We start from the raw sequence: 15,956 nt of genomic DNA, 5'->3' as shown, positions 1-15,956 counted from the left end.
GCGAAGGATTAGCCCGCAGGGTGTTTATTCGACTGGCCCACAGTGCGCATCGCCAGTTTTTCTGCTCGATCGTACAGCGATTTTGGCAACAGACTGGTCAGGGCACAACACCAGGTGAGTGCTGTGCGGCCAGGCTCTTCGAACAGAATACGAATATCTGTGAATAACGCCTGATGTATCAGCTTTATTGCGGCTGATGTGTTACGCGACTGCACGGCACGACGACTCAGGTATCTGAGCTGATAAGCGCGCGCAAGCGACCCACATTGTCTGAAAAACTGCGCATGGCTACGGCGATGCTTATTGACCGCCGTTTCCCAGCTCTGATATTGCTTTTGCAAGTTGGCTGACAGGCCACTGGCGTTGACGCGATAATAAGTCAACGCCTCAGGGATCCCGGCGAAGGTGGCCTGAGTGTATAGTGCCAGGCGCAGCCACATCTCAATGTCTTCAGACTGTCTCAGGTTTTCATCAAAGTACTGTCTCCAGCTGCGGGTCTCATCGTGAAACGCCACTTTTTCCAGCGCAGAGGCACGGATCACCGGTGCAGAGCCATTACCAACGGGGTTACGACAAAAAATGGTCTTGGCATCTATGTTGTTCAACTTGGGAAACTGGCCAATGCCCAGTTGTTTATTGTCATCATCGACAAACAGCGAAGGACAGTAGCTGACATCAACCTGAGGGTTCCGATTTAGGTGCGCAATGTGTTTTTCGAGCTTATCAACCGCCCAATAATCGTCGGCATCCAGCAAGGCGATATAAACGCCTCGTGCATTACGGATCCCGGTATTACGGGCCCCGGATAAGCCGCGATTTTGCTGACGAATGATATTGATGCGATGATCTTTATAGTCCCTAAGATAGCTGAGTGTGTTGTCACTGCAGCCATCATCAACACAGATCACTTCAAAATTCTGATAGGTCTGGTTAAGTACCGAGCAGATACATTTATCGATATACTTTTCAACGTTGTACATAGGGATGATGATACTGACAACGGGTTTTGAGTTAATTACATAGTTAGTCATAATGGGCTCCGGATCATGAAGAAGATTTTGCTGCGCTGACGTGGAAGTGTTTCAGCGCAATGTCTGCCGCCGGAAAGAGCAGCCACAAAGCACTGCAACTGACCAAAACAGCAGCAAGTAAAACGGGTTGACCTGGCTGTATCATTAACAGCCCTGCCAGAGAAATCAGTAAACAATATGCGTTAAGCTGGCACTCTCGTGCATAACGACCATTAGCGCGAAGCATCACTGCGTAGCTATCTACCCACACGGTCGTTGTCGCTATCAGGCACAGCAGTGCGCTGGTGGTAAAGCTGCCCTGCCAGTTGTTGCTGAATAACAGCGGCACGTACCAGGGCACCAGTAACGCCTGAACAATGAAAATGACAGAGACAGAAGCTGTGATGGCCAGCAACAGGTGACGATGTCTGCGCTCAAAGCTGCCTGTATTTTTTAGTTTGCAGACAAACGGGTAGAGCGCGGTGGTGTAGGCTTGGGCCACGGATATGGCCAGCCCGACGCCCACACTTTTAGCAAAACTATATAAACCGAACAGCTCTGGGGTTAGCAGGCGAGCCGCCACAAACATGTCCATGTTGACACGCAGTGAGCGCAGGATCTCACTGCCAGCCAGTTGCGTTGATGCCCGCAGCAGCCGGGAAAAAACGGCCCGACTGTAGGCGCCAGCCAGGGGCGAAGACTGCATGAAGGCAAAGCAGCCAAGCCACAGTAACGTGAATGCCCATTTACCAACCACGACGGCCAGCAGGCCTGCATCAAGATAAAGTGCAGCGGCCAGGGCGAGGTTTTCGGTGATGATACAGACGCTGCTGATCAGGCCAAACAAACCCATCTGGTTTCGGCGTTGCATCAGAAAGACCTGATTACACACCAACGGGAAGACCAGGTAAGTCAGGGCCATCAGGGCGACCAGGTGCGTCATGTCCTGGCCAGGAAATATCCAAGTACTCGCCAGTGCAACAAGTATTTGCACCACACACAAAGCGCCACAAAGCAGCCACTGAAGTAATAACCCATTTTTTAAAAATGCGGGCAATTCATCATCGCTGGCACGGATCACCTGTGCCCCCGCGCCTGAGCGAAGCAGTAGTCTCAGCACTTCATGCAGTGTCAGCGCAAGCATGGCTGTACCATATTCGGTCGCAGACAAGCAGGCTGCCATGGCCATGATGCTGATCAGCCGCGAAGCCTTGGCAACCACTTCTGCACCAATCAGGTACGACGTGTTGCTGAGCAGGGTCCGCATTGTGCTGGATGAATGAGTCATGGTATCGCGCTCTTTTTTATCAGATACCTTTACTAACCAAAATTCGTACCAAGACGGGTGAGTACAAAAAATAAACCGAGAATTGATTTTAATCGTTTGTTTTATATGGTTTTAATAGGTTGGTTGAGATGGTGACGCCCAGTTCGAAGGCCATAGACTGAACAAATTTAGTCACGGGGGAGGAGTGCAGATCGCATTTTGCAATGGCGATTTTGCAATTTGCAATCTGCATAGATAGCGTGCCTGAGGGGGTCAGGCGCCGGTTTTATTGTCCCCCCATTGCTGTATTTTGCGATACAGCGTTGAGGGGCTGACTTCGAGTAAACTGGCTGCTTTGACCACATTGTCATCACAGGCTGCAATGGCTTTTTCTATGGCGATACGCTCAACCTCGGCGAGTGAACAAATCTGATTGGCAGAAGGGGCATCTGGTGGCTGAGGGGCAGCATAGCCATTTTCCTGCACCGCCACCGGTTGCGGCATTGGTGTACTCTGAGTTGCAGAGGCGCTACCAGATTGGCCATTGAGCAAAGCCTGGGCATCGCTCGGCTTGAGCTTAAGCTGCATTTGTAACGTGTCTTCGGTGATGAGGGGACCATCGGACATCACCACACAGCTGTGGATCAGGTTTTCGAGCTGACGTACATTACCCGGCCAGTCATAATTTACGATGAGCTGTTCGGCGGCAGCTGAAAAACCAACAAAGACTTTGTTTTCGATTTCACTGAACTTGCTCAAAAAGTGCTGCGCAATTTGCAAGGCATCGTGATCTCGTTCATGCAATGCGGGCAAGTCAATGGCAATGACGTTCAGACGGTAAAACAGGTCTTCACGTAACCGCTGGTCGGCAATGGCCTGATGCGGCTCGCGGTTGGTCGCACAGATAAAACGCACATCGACCTTTTCTTCTTTGCCGCTGCCGACCTTCTGGAAAGTACCTGACTGGACAAAGCGTAAGATCTTAGCCTGCAGGTTCATGTCCATTTCGCCGATTTCATCTAAAAACAGGGTGCCGCCGTCGGCTTGTGTGGCTGCGCCATCGCGGTTAGTGACTGCTCCTGAGAATGCGCCTTTGATGTGACCAAAGATTTCTGATTCCATCAGTTCACTGGGGATCGCCGCACAGTTGATGCACACCAGCGGCTTATCTTTGCGTGTACTGGCGCGGTGAATGGCATCGGCGGCCAGCTCTTTACCCGTCCCACTGGGCCCGGTGATAAATACATTGGCCTGACTGGGACCGGCTTTTTCGATGGCTTTATACACCATTTGCATGGCAATAGAGCCCCCAACAAAGCGATAAAACTGCGACTTGATTGAGCTATGATAGCGCTGCAAGCTGGCCCGCAACATATTCCTTTCAGCCACCAACATTTTGGTCTGAACGGCCTGCTCGAGTGTGAGTTTGATATTGCCGATGTCGAAGGGCTTTTGCATATAGCCCCATACCTTGCCCTGGTTAATGGCATCAATGAGGTCTTCCACTTCGGTGAAGGCGGTGAGCATCATGCGAATGGTGTCCGGAAAGCGCTCGGCGACCTGAGCCAGAAACTCAATGCCAGACATATTGGGCATCATTTTATCTGAAACAACGACGTCGATAGGGTGTTGTTCTAACAAGGCCAGGCCTTCTTCTCCACTTGACGCGGTGAACACTTTATAGGGCTCATTTTTAAGCGCGCGGGTGAGGGAGCGTAGAATAAGGGGTTCGTCATCGACGAACAGCAAGGTAATGTTAGTAACCGGTTCCATGTAATCCTGCCTGAGTTAACGCGTGTTAATAGAAGTATTACACAGTCTTAGACAATTTGAAGCATTTATATACTGGAGTTTACGGTGAACAATAAAACCGCCTGCGAAGAGACGCACAGGCGGTTTTGCGAGGAACTATCATTGTTTAATTGAACTGATGTGCCACTGTGGTGGCTTGCATATTCAGCTCGGTGAGTAAATGATTACTCTGTAACATACCATCTACGCTGATCAGCAGGGTTTTGTAATTAACCGGAATATCCAGTGTCATGGTGATCTGTCCGGCACTGTTAAAGCGTGCCGTTGCCAGCAAGGCTTTGTCGGCCATCGCCTCGTCCTCATAGCTTTCAACCACCTCATGCATGGCATAGACTTTCACCATCTTATTGGCCAGACTGTCCCCCAGCACATCCTGGCCACCCAGATCTAAGGTCACTGTTTTACTGGTACTGAAGTTAAAATCTGCTTTGACATGCAAGTCGTTAGAGGTTTCAGCCTGGCTGTCCAGCAATGTCGGGTCCGGCTCATAACTTGGTGCAGGCTCTGTCGGCTCGACTGGTGTTGCTGCGCCGTCGTTCTGTGTCTGATTTTGACTCTGTGTGGTCTGGGTTGACGCAGGTGTGCTGGTGTTATTTGCCGGTGCTGTGGCCGTATTACTGCTGCTGGTTGAGGTGCCCGTTGAGCCACCTTCACCACCACCGCCTCCGCAGCCACTTAAAGTGAAACAAACCAAGGTTAAAGCCGAAAGTTTAGTTAATGTATTCATGGTCATATCCTCTTAGTGTGCGCTGAAAGTGTGGGTGGTGCGTTCGTTGGTCATAAACCAGTCCTGAGCCTGTTCGCCATTACTTTCCACCCAGGTTTCGTAGGCAGGATACGCCCAGATTACGTCGAGATATTCTCTGGGGTAGTGCCAGTCATTACTGATCATTAAGGCCCAGGGCAGATTCTCGGCTGTTCTGAAGTAGCGGCCCGCTTGTGCGTCTGAGGTATCATCGGCTGTACTAAAGCGGTTAGCATCAAACTTGTCTGTTGGCGGGAAATCTGCCATGTGGATTTCCAGTGAACGATCTTGGGTTCTGTACAGGAAGAAATCGAAATCGTTGATGCTCATTGCATCCAGGCTTTGTTCAAAGCTAACATCGAAGGTGTATGGTACAGGTTCAAAGTAGTCGCAGGTCATCACCGTATTAAAGTGCTGGCACTGGCCAGACTGACCTGTGGTGGTAAAGACATGGGTATTGCTCCACAATGACAACACGGCGTTGGTTTGTCCGTCCTCTGCCGTTTTGTCATAGCTTTCACCGTCGACCGTGAGTGTGGCTTGTTTAATCAGTGCCGGATTACTGTTCATCAGACGTAGCCCAAAACCATTCTGGTAGGCTGCACCGCGCGCCGTGATCCAACCATTGATGATGAAACCGCTGATCTGATTATCGGCATTGTAGGTAAAGCGAATGCGTTGTTTAACTACCAGGTCGTTCATGTCGTGGTCACCGCGTGCAGGCCAGTTATCTTCGAAAGCGAGTGTCGTGACGCCTTCTGCGCTCGGATAATATTGACTGTAGGCCCGGTCAAAATCGTTGGGGAATTCATCCAGCTCATCTTCAATGCCATCGGCATCGCTGTCGTTTTGCTCCGGCATAACGGTCAGGTTGAGGGCGGATATGGCAGTAGCGGGTGAGCTTTTTACGCTGAATACCGCATCATTAAAGTCGTTGTCTCCCCAGGTACGGGGTAAGTCTTCGAAGCCGATGACTACTTCCTGCTGCTCTTCATCCAATAGCAATACACAGTGCTGACGCAAGGTTTCGTTGCTTTCCGGGTTGAGATCAGACAATGAGTAGTAGTAGGGAGTTTTAAATGGTTTTACACCGGTGTAATACCAAAACCCGTTTGCTGCAATAAAGAAGCCAATGCTGGTGCCTGCCGGAAACTCGCCAATACTGACCCGGTGGCCATTGGTCAGATGTGGGTAGCTGAGGTTTGGAAAGACGATGGTCTCCTGCACCTCTTCAGGTGATTGCGGCGGATTCTCCGGGTCGAAGGTAAAGTAACCAAAGGAGTTTTTGTAGCCCGCGCCTTCGTGGATAAATGTCACAAACACTTCAGCGTCTTCAACCAGGTGTATGGTAGAACCTTCGTCACCTGTAATGAAGGCTTCATTGATTCGTGCTTCAGGCAGTGCGTTTTGAATGCGCTGAAAGAACTCCGGACTGTATTCGTCACGTGCATAGATCATCGAGTCGGGCTTGCCGGTAGACTGGTTGTAGCCTGAAGGCCAGGCTTCGCCAGACTGAAATTGCCAAACATATTGACCATCTATCTGTTCGACTGCAGAGGCTGCAAAGGATATTAGCCCGGAGGCCATCAAAGGGTAAAGTGGGTTAAGCAGTTTCATCATATTCGCTCCAGTTAAATTCAATCTTGTACTTCTGAGTTGGATATTTCATGAAGTGTGCCAAAAATTTAGTTGTTATTTATCAGTTGATTATGATTTTTCGTTCTGTGGTATCGGGGTTTTTTGCAAATTGCACTGCATTGCGCTTTGCAAACAAGAAAATGCTGACCGACAGCGATTAACCGAGAGCATGAAAAGCCAGCCTATGCGGTGTTTTCTATAAACGGTGCAATACTTGCTTCACGAGAGAGGGAAGATAAAGGAGGTCGGTATGCAATCGTCTCAAACAGACACTTTAATATTTAGCGTGGCATTGAATGGGTATCAGTGGCGTTACCGACGTTATCTGAACAGTCAACGTCTCTATGCCAGGCGCATGGGCTATGATTATGTGGTCGTCACACGGCCCTGGCTGAATCGGCTGGGCGCTGAGTGCTGCTGGCTGAAGTTGTTTTTGTTGAAAGCGGCGTTACAGGCGGGTTATCAACAGGTGATGTTTGTTGATGCGGATGCCTGTATCCAGCCTGCGTGCCCGGCACTGGATAAATTGGATGACGCCGAAAAGTTCCTGTTTCTGGCTCGGGGTTACAGTGGGGCGTTTAACTCAGGCGTGATGCTGATGCGCAACTGCCCACAGGCAATTGAGTGGCTGGATACACTGATAGCTGCGATGACCGAGCCGGTGGCTGAATCCCGGGGAATTGGTTGGGGAGAAAATGGCCATGTGATCCATTATGCACAGGATTGTGAGGGCGTCGGTGAGCTGGAGCGACGCTGGAATAACACCTGTGAGCCACACCTGGATGACTATATTCGTCACTTTAATTACGGACCGCTGAAATGCTCAGTGGTGGATAAATGCTTCCATACGTTGATTTTCAAATGTTCACGTCTGTTGCTCGGGTATAGTCTGTCCCGCCCGGACGAGCAAGCGGATAAGCTCGCTGTGGTGCAACTGCGCATTCCAGCGGCGCTGAGCCAAATCCAGACGTTGTATCCAGGTTATTTTTCCTCCTTATAAGCGTCACATCGACGCTTTTCAAAATAAGAAAATTCTCAAAATGCAATGCAATTTAGCTGAGAATAGAACCCCAGAAAAACTTAAAATTCAATTTAAATCAACACTTTAAATTTTGGCATGGTCCTCGCTATCTATTCGATGTAATCAACTGAACAGCGGAGGAAGCGATGTCTACTTACTTAACCACACACTCAACACACGCAAGTGAGTCAGGTGCTCGCAAAGCACTCAGAGTCAGCGCTGCATTGCTGTTAGTTGCCGCTTTAGTACCGTTGTTCTGCTTCAATTCGCTGGCTGCGCTAATCTGTTTTAAAGCGCCGTTGAGACGCCAGACCTGGATCGATGTGAGTGCTCAGCCTGTGTCGTTGCTCGGCTGGCAGGTCGGCGTATTCAAGCGCAGCGCAGTGCTGTTAAATGTTGTGAGTGGTCGTATTCGGTTCGTCGGTAACCCGCTGCTACGTGACGGCGTGAGCATGCCCCGTGTGGCGCGTTTACACTCTCCCTGCGGTCAGCCTGGACTATTCGATTGTCTCTGGTTGCATAGCCTGACCGGGCTCAGTGCGGATAAGCCACTCGCGTTGCTCCATGCGCAGCATAACCAGTCTTTGTTTGCAGATGTTTTATTAGTATTTAAGGTGATCTTGTGTCTGGGTTTGTATCGCAAATCGGCAAGTACCCCGTCGAGCAGTGAATTGTTTGGTATTCCGTTTAGCAATACGCGCATGCAGGCTGCAGTGGATTGGGTCGTAAAAGGGTCGGCGGAAACAGGTACACAGGGGTGCCAGTCGGCTTACTACATCAATGTTAACTCGGTGAATTTATCGGCTGGTAACGCACAGCTATATCAGGTTTTACAAAACAGCGACCGGAATTTTATTGATGGCTCAGGTATGCGGATCGCGGCTCGAAAAGCGGGCATGAACTTGGCCGACAACAACAATGGCACCGACATGTTGCCTGGGCTTTGTCAGGCTGCCGCTGAAAATCAACGGTCCCTGTTTTTACTTGGTGCACAGCCCGGTGTTGCACACAAAGCCGCTGCCAACTTGCGCCAGCAATACCCGGGCTTGCGTATCGCGGGTGTGCACCATGGTTATTTTGATGATGATGATCAGGCTGTCGACTGTATTAATCAAAGCGGTGCCGACATTGTACTGGTCGCCTTGGGTTCACCTCGCCAGGAACTCTGGATAGATAACAACAAGCATAAACTCCAGGCGCAGTGTGCGCTGGCGGTCGGCGGCTTATTCGATTTTTTCTCAGGCAATATAGCGCGTGCTCCCATGTGGATGAGAGAGCTGGGCCTTGAATGGGTTTGGCGTCTGATCCAGGAGCCCAAAGCCAAGTTTAACCGCTATGTGCTCGGTAACCCGATTTTTCTATTCCGTGTTTATGTTTTACAACAAGCTTTGCGAGGACTTTAATCATGTATAGCATCAAAAAAACCACTGCAACTCAGTACAATACAATGTCATCATCTGCTTCTGAGCAAACCAAAACAGATGGTCGTCACCATGGTATTCCAGCCTGTTTACAGCGCCTGGCTGCGATTACTGGATTACTTTTACTCAGCCCGTTTTTACTGGTGCTTATAGCGCTGATCAAGCTGGAAAGTCAGGGGCCATGTGTATACAAACAGGTTCGGGTAGGTAAACTGGGCCGCCGTTTTACCATGTATAAGTTTCGTTCTATGTACATGCCTGAAGATCCACGCTTTCGCAATCCAGACCCGGCACAAAGCGACCGTGAAGGTGTGTGCGCTAAATATCGTAATGATCCGCGTATTACCCGTATTGGTGCTTTCATTCGCAAGTACTCAATCGACGAGTTACCCCAGCTGATGAATGTGGTACGGGGAGACATGCTGTTGATAGGTCCGCGCCCAGCGCTGGAAAAAGAAGTACACGCATACCAACCACACGAGTTAGGCCGTCTTAACAGTGAGCAGGGGCTGACTGGCTTATGGCAGGTCACCGGCCGCGCCGACACGACTTTTGCACAGCAGGTGCAGCTGGATAAGCGCTACATCAGTGAGCAAAGTGCGCTGAATGATGTCACCATTTTGCTTAAGACCATTCCTTGCGTCATTGGTGCCAAAGGAGCCTACTAAATTCATTGAGGGAGCACATTGTGGATCACACCTGTCTTTTCATGTAGAGCCACCGCTTAGTCGGTGGCTTTCTTTTTGCAAACCAGCTTTTTTATTTTGGTAATTCACTCCAGACAACGCATCGCCTTTTGCAAATTAAGCATTCGCAATCTGCTTAATATTTCAATAAATCATTTAAAAATAATAACTTAAATCCTGGCACGAGAGCTGCAATACCTAAGTATATTAACTTAACGAGGCATCACAATGGCAGCAAAAAACAAAGCATATATTGTCGGCTACTACGGCATGCGCAACAGCGGTGACGATGCGCTTATGCTGGCATCAGCAATGGGAGCCCGGCATTTTCTGGGCAGTGAACAGGTCACTGTCAGCGCGCCTGACGATGACGCACTGGTGAATCAGATTGGCTGTGTTGGACAGCAGCCACTGCTGTTTCGTGGTCACCAGCGGTTATGGCACTACCGTCATGCGTATGGGGCACAGCACGTTATTTTTGGTGGTGGCTCTGTGCTACATAGTAGCCGTGACATTGCACTTAAGCGTCATATGATGGCACTGAGTGGTCGTAAGCAGTCCATGGCACTGGGCGTTGGCATTGAGCCATTCAAGACCCTGGATGATGAAAACCAATGTAAAAAGTTCCTGTACGAATGTGGACTGGTTACCTTACGTGACAAACAAAGCTATGACATTGCCGAGGCGCTGGCGCCTCATGCGAACCTGAAGCATACATTTGATCTTGCGCCTTCTTTACTGCATCACCTGCAAGGCAAATTGAATCCGGTTAAGCGCCAGGGGATTGCATTTAATTTTTGCCCACAATCTATCGATGCGTTTGGCAATGTGAATGAGCACAACGAGTTGCGTCGTATTGCGAAAGCGGTTGACCTGATCACGACTGTATGGAGTTTTACTAACGAAGACATTTATCTGGTTGATTTGAATGATCAAACAAAAGGCAGCGACAGAGCCATTCACGATAAAATAGTCGCTCGTCTGCCAGATTATGTGAATGTGAAGCGGGTCAGCTATGTGCCGAACCCTGCCAGTATTTTACAGTGTATGGCGATGTTCCGGGTGATGATTGGTATGCGACTGCATGCGCAGATATACGCTTACATGACACAAACCCCGTTTATCAGTCTGCAATATCACGCCAAATGCACACAGTGGTGTGAACAAATTGGCTTGCCGGCGCAGTATGCATTTGACGCCAATGAATTTAGTCCGGATACCTTATTTCGGGTGATGTATCGCGGCCTGGAGCGCGGCTTCGATGCCCCCAGTCTGGCCCTTAACCAGGCTATCACTTTATCTCTTTCTAACTGGAGCGAAAACTATGAACACTATTCAATTCACAGTCGTTATTCCACTGTACAATAAGAGCGAGTGCATTGTCCGGGCACTGCAAAGTGTTCATGCACAGCATTATCAGGCTGCGGAAATCATAGTGGTGGACGATGGCTCTACCGATGACAGCCCGCAAAAAGTGATTGATCTGGGTCTGCCAAACCTACGGTTGGTACGTCAGGCTAATCAGGGTGTCTCTGTTGCACGCAATAACGGCGTTAAAGTTGCCTCTTCAGATTATGTGGCGTTTCTTGATGCCGACGATACCTGGAGTCCGTTCTTTCTGGCACGCATGGCAGAATTGATCCAACGTTTTCCTGCGGCCGGACTGTTCGCCTCTCGCTATCAGAAGGTGCTCGATAATGGCGAGTACATCGACGCCAAAATCGCTCTGACCGACTGGACGCCAGAAGGGTATGAGATGGACAATTATTTTGAGGTAGCGGCCAATGGCGACTTGCCTTTTACTATGTCGAGTCTGGTGGTTGAGAAGGGGGCCTTCAATCAATTGGGCGGCTTCCCGGTAGGAGAATGGATGGGTGAAGATCAGAGCTTTTATGTTCAGGCTGCCTTGAAATCGCGCATTGCGTATTCTCCGGCCATTGAGAGTTTTTATTTTCTCGGAGCGCCAGGCAGTGCCTGCGATAAAGCGCCGCCAACGCAGCTGTGTCCTTTTGCAGAGCGCTTGCTGACAGCCGTTAAAAATGGCGAGGTCACGCACATAGCCATGGCGCATAAATACGTTGCCACGCATATCTGTGATTTGGCCAAGCGTAATATCAGGCATCGTTTGTATGGCCATGCACTACGCTTGCTGGCCAACCCGGTAGCACGTGCCAAGCCATTGCACTGGAGTGCTTATCTGTTGCTGAGCCTGACAAAAGGCGCGTTATCACGCATGTCACTGGGTTTGATACGGTGATAACGGCGCATGTGCTATTTACTGTCGTGCTCTGAGGGTGTCAATGATGCTGGCATCCACCCAATAGATATCAACATTCTTGTTGTCGTCACTAACACCGCGGTTAAATAACAGATACTTACCATCGGGTGTGACCGTGGCATAGGCATCCCATTTATCTGAGTTGACGGCAGGGCCCATGTTGATTGCGGGCCCCCAGCTGCCGTTTTTTTGTTTAAAGCTGATATAGAGGTCGGAATCACCAAAACCGTCTTTGCGTTTGCTGTCCCAGATCAGATAGCTTTCATCGGGTGCAATAAAAGGGTGGGCGGTCATTTCACCCGAATTGACCACTTTGCTCATGACCCGTGGTGCTTGTCGCTGACCCTTCACTAGCTCAGAAATGCGTACTACCTTGCTTTTATAATCATCAAAGACATAAGTGCCTTTGCTGGAAGCGGACAAGCGCATAATGCCCCAGTCTTCGCGGTCAAACATCGGGCCCAAACTCCGGGGCTCTGACCAGCCGTTGCCCTGACGATCCCGGTAGTCTTCTGCCATATGCATGCGCTGACCATCGGGTGAGAAGCTGACTTCGCCGGTGCGTAAAAACTCGGTGAACTTGACCCACTGATTGTTTTGTTGTCTGAAGCCAATCACGGTTGGACGAAAGCCCGTTTTTTCAGGACCCGCATAGACGCCCCGGTCAAGGGTAAAATAAAACTCCTGCATGCCAGGTGCAAACACGCCTTCAAGTTCCCAGTCACCTTTGGAGATCAGGCCCGGCGCAAAGGGTTCGGCAATCATACCGGGTGGTGTCTGGCCCATCAGAGGCCCCTTGGTGGAGGCGAATTCCGCTTCTGCGTGAGATTGTCCGCTTGCAAACGTTATACAGGCCATGGCGATTATTAATGCGTTGGATTTCATAGCGATACCCCTTCTGAAGCGCGTTCTGATAGCCATTTGACGGCACGGACACCGGTCAATGGCGCGGCAGTTTGGTGCGTACCATCTATGACGGCCAGTTCCACATGCATAGAAGGGTTATTCTGCTGATTTAAAAATTGATAAAAGTCATTTATGTGCGGGCTCAGCTTGGCTTCTTCCGTGCCATGGGACAGATAAACATTGGCTTTCGCTTTGCTCAAGGCTTTATTGCGGGTTTTGATGAGTTGCGCCAGCCGCCATACTGAAGGGCTGCCCAGCAGATAATTGTCAAAGGTATCGGGCTGTGTCAGGAGTGTGTAAGCGCCAAACAGCCCACCCATAGAGTATCCAAAGTAACTGTCGCTGTCGGGTTTAACGCGATAGTGTTGTTCAATATAGGGCTTGACCTGACTGCGGATAAAGTCGATGTGTGCGTTGGCCCCGCCAAACTGGTATTTTGCCTGATTCTCGGGGTTGCTCGACGGTGCAAAAGAGTAATCTCTAAAGCGGCTGACATGGGCTCCCTCTTCTTTCATCAGAGGAGCTGGTATATTGGTTTGCCAGGAAATCCCGACCAGAATGGCGTCTTCCATTAGAAAGTAGGCGGCAGATGCCAGCATTTCAATATGCCAGGCGGCATCGGTGTAATACAGTACGGGATGGTGTTTTTCCGCTGTGTAATTTTCCGGAAGCTGGATGATGAGTTGATATTGGTGGTTCGTATCAGTTTGAGTCAGCGGCACAACCTGAGTTCGCGGTATTTCATAGGGCACCGTTTTCATACTGGCCAGCAGGTTAAAAGACAGCAGTAACAGTGATAGTGTCAGGGCGCGTTTTATCATGCGAATTCCTCTCGATGTTCTCGTGCTTGGTTACAACAGCAGATGTGCTGAAATCACACTGTATCCAGGCTGAGATAAAAGGCATGACGTTACCTTGATGTTAGGCTGAATTTAGGCTCTTTTATTTTAAAATTATATATATCAATTGCTTATGAGTCTTTATCTGAGCTTGGACGGTGAAGGCTGCTAGATAGCAGGGTCATTATTGATAATGTGATGCGTGTAATTGGATGAGTTGTTGAGATGTATAACTGTGATAATGGTGCCTGCTAGCCATTACATGAATTCTTAAGTGGGACGCGCCGCTAAGCTAAAAATTGGCTGCTGGCACCTTTTGTGGGTGCCAGCCGGGAAGGTCATTGCTGACATTTTTGCGCAGTGATGTCTGCTTCCGTCAGGGTCATTTTGCGAGGAGAAATAACGACTTTCTCACTGGCTGAACCGACTACGAGTGAGCCACTGCCAACAGTGATGTTGCCACCATATATAATGTACTGAAGCGTTTTGTATTCATCTACCTCAAACGCCAGGCTTGGGTTTGCGTTTTTAAGCTTAAAGTGGCGCAGGTTCTCATCATATTCGAAGCTCAGGCCGTTGAACTTTTTGTTAGGGGTGGAATCAGACGGTGCCGCATAACAGGCTTTATTGCCGCCGACACTGTCGTTCAGATCATCAAAAACCTGATATTCACCAGCAGCAGTGATCACAACAATCGCCTTATCGCCTTGGTAAGTGGCATCGTAAACGCCAGCGATAGGTGCAAACTCGTCAGACTTTTCAGGAGTCTGTGTATTACCAGTACTGGTAGTGGTGTTTGTTTGCGTTTTTGACGATGTATCGGTTACCTTGTTGTCTGAATCAGAGCCGCCGCCACAAGCTGCAAGCGTGAGTGAAACAAATAGAGGCAGAAGTGCTTTTTTCATCTTAAATCGGACTACTGTAATTTTAAAGGGGCCGAATTTTATTCAGTTGTTGTTCTTTTTGCAATAGAAAGGTATCAATTTTGGAAACGCATATTGTGCGTGCTGGTGTTGCGCGGGCAGGCGCGTTGATAACTGATGTTATGGGTGTTGGAGTACAGTCATCGCCATCGCTGAGGCTTATGACTGTACAAGAGGTAGGTTGGCTTTTCTTAATGGTAAGTGGTTACTTTTATCAGTCAAACAAAACTTGTATGGCCTGTAATTTTAACTTGTCCATTTCGGTTTTGATTTGTGGCCCCTTAAAGCCTAGTGCAATGACATCTTGTGCTTTTACATTTGCAGCAAGCGAAAGGGCGTGCGCTAGCATATCGCAACGATTGGCCAGCTCAGTACTAAGTGCTTTGGCAATTTTACAGAGCAAAGTTAGTCGCTGTGGGCGGCGTGATGCGTCCAGTAAGCTGAAAATTTGCATAATGGTCTGCGGCTGCCACTGGGCGCCTTGTAATACAGGTAATACTGCCTGCAGGTCGCGCAGAGCCTCACAATAGGCTTTAGGGATTTTAAAGTCCTGCTCCAGATTGTAACCGTCCAGTTGCGCCTGACATTGCCATAAGGCAAAACTCATCAGCAGGAAGTCATTATCTTGTGGATTAAGCTGAGCAATGTGGGCTTTGAGGCATTGACTGTCGGCACCTGTCCAATCATTCAGCCATGGCATTACCAAAGGAAGTGCACTCAGGCTGGCCAATACCTCAGAAAAAACTTCGATGGCACCGTCTTTGAGTGATTTTTCAATTTCCTGCCACACTCGCTCTTTGGTGAGTGTTGCCAATTCGCCATTATCCACCATATGCTGCATCAGCGCCTGTGTTTCAGGGGCAATGGTAAAACCTAGATGATGGTAACGGGCGGCGAAGCGGGCAACCCGTAAGACCCGCAACGGATCCTCTCCAAACGCATTACTGACATGGCGCAGTACCCGCGCATCGAGATCTTGTTGGCCGTGATACGGGTCAATCAGACTGCCATCTTGATCTCGGGCAATGGCATTGACAGTGAGGTCGCGACGCATTAAATCTTCTTCCAGTGTGATGCTGGGCGCGAAATCACAGATAAACCCGGTATAGCCCTGACCTTGCTTGCGCTCAGTCCGGGCGAGTGCATGTTCATCTTTACTTTCTGGGTGTAAAAATACCGGGAAGTCTTTGCCAACCTGCTGATAACCAAGTGCTTCCATTTGCTCAGGTGTGCTGCCAACGACCACGTAATCGCGTTCCAGAATAGGGCGTCCAAGGAGTTCATCACGTACTGCGCCGCCGACCAGGTAAATTTTCATGGTAAATTCCGTATTGAAAATACAAACAAGGTTTTCACTTGTGCTGTTTTTTTGCCATTATAGGCCCCATTCTAACAAGAAAGAGACGAGCC

14 protein-coding genes are annotated in these 15,956 nt (G+C 49.4%); 5 read left to right on the top strand and 9 right to left on the bottom strand.

All coding sequences use genetic code 11. The annotated features are described in order from the left end of the window. Nucleotides 1-8 precede the first annotated feature (8 nt). The 5 genes from CWC22_RS15775 to CWC22_RS15755 form a co-directional block, all read right to left on the bottom strand. The gene (locus tag CWC22_RS15775) at nucleotides 9-1,031 is read right to left on the bottom strand and encodes a glycosyltransferase family 2 protein (protein WP_138538539.1); all 1,023 of its coding nucleotides are present in this window, start codon (nucleotides 1,029-1,031) and stop codon (nucleotides 9-11) included. 13 nt (nucleotides 1,032-1,044) lie between these two features. Further along, a complete protein-coding gene (locus CWC22_RS15770) occupies nucleotides 1,045-2,298 on the bottom strand; it encodes a lipopolysaccharide biosynthesis protein (protein WP_138538540.1) in 1,254 nt (417 codons plus the stop codon). A gap of 252 nt (nucleotides 2,299-2,550) precedes the next feature. Beyond that, nucleotides 2,551-4,050, bottom strand: a complete 1,500-nt coding sequence (locus CWC22_RS15765; RefSeq protein ID WP_138538541.1) for a sigma-54-dependent transcriptional regulator — start codon at nucleotides 4,048-4,050, stop codon at nucleotides 2,551-2,553. Between the two features lie 145 nt (nucleotides 4,051-4,195). Next, a complete protein-coding gene (locus tag CWC22_RS15760; RefSeq protein WP_138538542.1) occupies nucleotides 4,196-4,816 on the bottom strand; it encodes a hypothetical protein in 621 nt (206 codons plus the stop codon). 12 nt (nucleotides 4,817-4,828) lie between these two features. Further along, on the bottom strand, nucleotides 4,829-6,454 hold the full coding sequence (locus tag CWC22_RS15755; protein WP_230090583.1) for an LruC domain-containing protein: 1,626 nt from the start codon (nucleotides 6,452-6,454) through the stop codon (nucleotides 4,829-4,831). Between the two features lie 268 nt (nucleotides 6,455-6,722). Between CWC22_RS15755 and CWC22_RS15750 the strand changes: the two genes are divergently transcribed. From CWC22_RS15750 to CWC22_RS15730, 5 genes are all read left to right on the top strand, one after another. Then, complete coding sequence (locus CWC22_RS15750; protein WP_125562958.1) at nucleotides 6,723-7,472, top strand: hypothetical protein; 750 nt, start codon at nucleotides 6,723-6,725, stop codon at nucleotides 7,470-7,472. 167 nt (nucleotides 7,473-7,639) lie between these two features. After that, nucleotides 7,640-8,896, top strand: a complete 1,257-nt coding sequence (locus tag CWC22_RS15745) for a WecB/TagA/CpsF family glycosyltransferase (protein WP_138538543.1) — start codon at nucleotides 7,640-7,642, stop codon at nucleotides 8,894-8,896. Between the two features lie 2 nt (nucleotides 8,897-8,898). After that, nucleotides 8,899-9,582 carry a sugar transferase gene (locus CWC22_RS15740; protein WP_021032901.1) on the top strand — a complete coding sequence of 228 codons (684 nt, stop codon included), beginning with the start codon at nucleotides 8,899-8,901 and terminating at the stop codon, nucleotides 9,580-9,582. A 246-nt stretch (nucleotides 9,583-9,828) separates the two neighbouring features. After that, nucleotides 9,829-10,968, top strand: a complete 1,140-nt coding sequence (locus CWC22_RS15735) for a polysaccharide pyruvyl transferase family protein (protein WP_138538544.1) — start codon at nucleotides 9,829-9,831, stop codon at nucleotides 10,966-10,968. After that, a complete protein-coding gene (locus CWC22_RS15730) occupies nucleotides 10,925-11,857 on the top strand; it encodes a glycosyltransferase family 2 protein (RefSeq protein WP_171045076.1) in 933 nt (310 codons plus the stop codon). The genes CWC22_RS15735 and CWC22_RS15730 overlap by 44 nt, the downstream gene beginning before the upstream one ends. A gap of 18 nt (nucleotides 11,858-11,875) precedes the next feature. Here the strand turns inward: CWC22_RS15730 and CWC22_RS15725 are convergent, their stop codons facing one another. The 4 genes from CWC22_RS15725 to CWC22_RS15710 form a co-directional block, all read right to left on the bottom strand. After that, nucleotides 11,876-12,763, bottom strand: coding sequence for a PD40 domain-containing protein (locus CWC22_RS15725; protein WP_138538546.1), 888 nt, complete (start codon nucleotides 12,761-12,763; stop codon nucleotides 11,876-11,878). After that, nucleotides 12,760-13,605, bottom strand: coding sequence for an alpha/beta hydrolase (locus CWC22_RS15720; RefSeq protein WP_138538547.1), 846 nt, complete (start codon nucleotides 13,603-13,605; stop codon nucleotides 12,760-12,762). Before CWC22_RS15720 ends, CWC22_RS15725 begins: the two co-directional genes overlap by 4 nt. Nucleotides 13,606-13,961: 356 nt before the next feature. Continuing rightward, nucleotides 13,962-14,528, bottom strand: coding sequence for a hypothetical protein (locus tag CWC22_RS15715; protein WP_138538548.1), 567 nt, complete (start codon nucleotides 14,526-14,528; stop codon nucleotides 13,962-13,964). Between the two features lie 232 nt (nucleotides 14,529-14,760). After that, complete coding sequence (locus CWC22_RS15710; protein ID WP_138538549.1) at nucleotides 14,761-15,864, bottom strand: tRNA nucleotidyltransferase; 1,104 nt, start codon at nucleotides 15,862-15,864, stop codon at nucleotides 14,761-14,763. Nucleotides 15,865-15,956 lie beyond the last annotated feature (92 nt).

Origin of the sequence: Pseudoalteromonas rubra (genome assembly GCF_005886805.2) — a bacterium.
GTDB lineage: Bacteria > Pseudomonadota > Gammaproteobacteria > Enterobacterales > Alteromonadaceae > Pseudoalteromonas > Pseudoalteromonas rubra_D.
This window is presented reverse-complemented; position numbering and strand designations above follow the sequence as displayed.

Excerpts from the sequence above, each read along its gene's own strand:
- CWC22_RS15750 (WP_125562958.1), top strand. The coding sequence starts at position 6,723 with ATGCAATCGTCTCAAACAGACACTTTAATATTTAGCGTGGCATTGAAT.
- CWC22_RS15760 (WP_138538542.1), bottom strand. The coding sequence starts at position 4,816 with ATGAATACATTAACTAAACTTTCGGCTTTAACCTTGGTTTGTTTCACT.
- CWC22_RS15755 (WP_230090583.1), bottom strand. The coding sequence starts at position 6,454 with ATGATGAAACTGCTTAACCCACTTTACCCTTTGATGGCCTCCGGGCTA.
- CWC22_RS15725 (WP_138538546.1), bottom strand. The coding sequence starts at position 12,763 with ATGAAATCCAACGCATTAATAATCGCCATGGCCTGTATAACGTTTGCA.
- CWC22_RS15740 (WP_021032901.1), top strand. The coding sequence starts at position 8,899 with ATGTATAGCATCAAAAAAACCACTGCAACTCAGTACAATACAATGTCA.
- CWC22_RS15745 (WP_138538543.1), top strand. The coding sequence starts at position 7,640 with ATGTCTACTTACTTAACCACACACTCAACACACGCAAGTGAGTCAGGT.
- CWC22_RS15770 (WP_138538540.1), bottom strand. The coding sequence starts at position 2,298 with ATGACTCATTCATCCAGCACAATGCGGACCCTGCTCAGCAACACGTCG.
- CWC22_RS15765 (WP_138538541.1), bottom strand. The coding sequence starts at position 4,050 with ATGGAACCGGTTACTAACATTACCTTGCTGTTCGTCGATGACGAACCC.
- CWC22_RS15715 (WP_138538548.1), bottom strand. The coding sequence starts at position 14,528 with ATGAAAAAAGCACTTCTGCCTCTATTTGTTTCACTCACGCTTGCAGCT.
- CWC22_RS15735 (WP_138538544.1), top strand. The coding sequence starts at position 9,829 with ATGGCAGCAAAAAACAAAGCATATATTGTCGGCTACTACGGCATGCGC.
- CWC22_RS15775 (WP_138538539.1), bottom strand. The coding sequence starts at position 1,031 with ATGACTAACTATGTAATTAACTCAAAACCCGTTGTCAGTATCATCATC.
- CWC22_RS15730 (WP_171045076.1), top strand. The coding sequence starts at position 10,925 with ATGAACACTATTCAATTCACAGTCGTTATTCCACTGTACAATAAGAGC.
- CWC22_RS15720 (WP_138538547.1), bottom strand. The coding sequence starts at position 13,605 with ATGATAAAACGCGCCCTGACACTATCACTGTTACTGCTGTCTTTTAAC.
- CWC22_RS15710 (WP_138538549.1), bottom strand. The coding sequence starts at position 15,864 with ATGAAAATTTACCTGGTCGGCGGCGCAGTACGTGATGAACTCCTTGGA.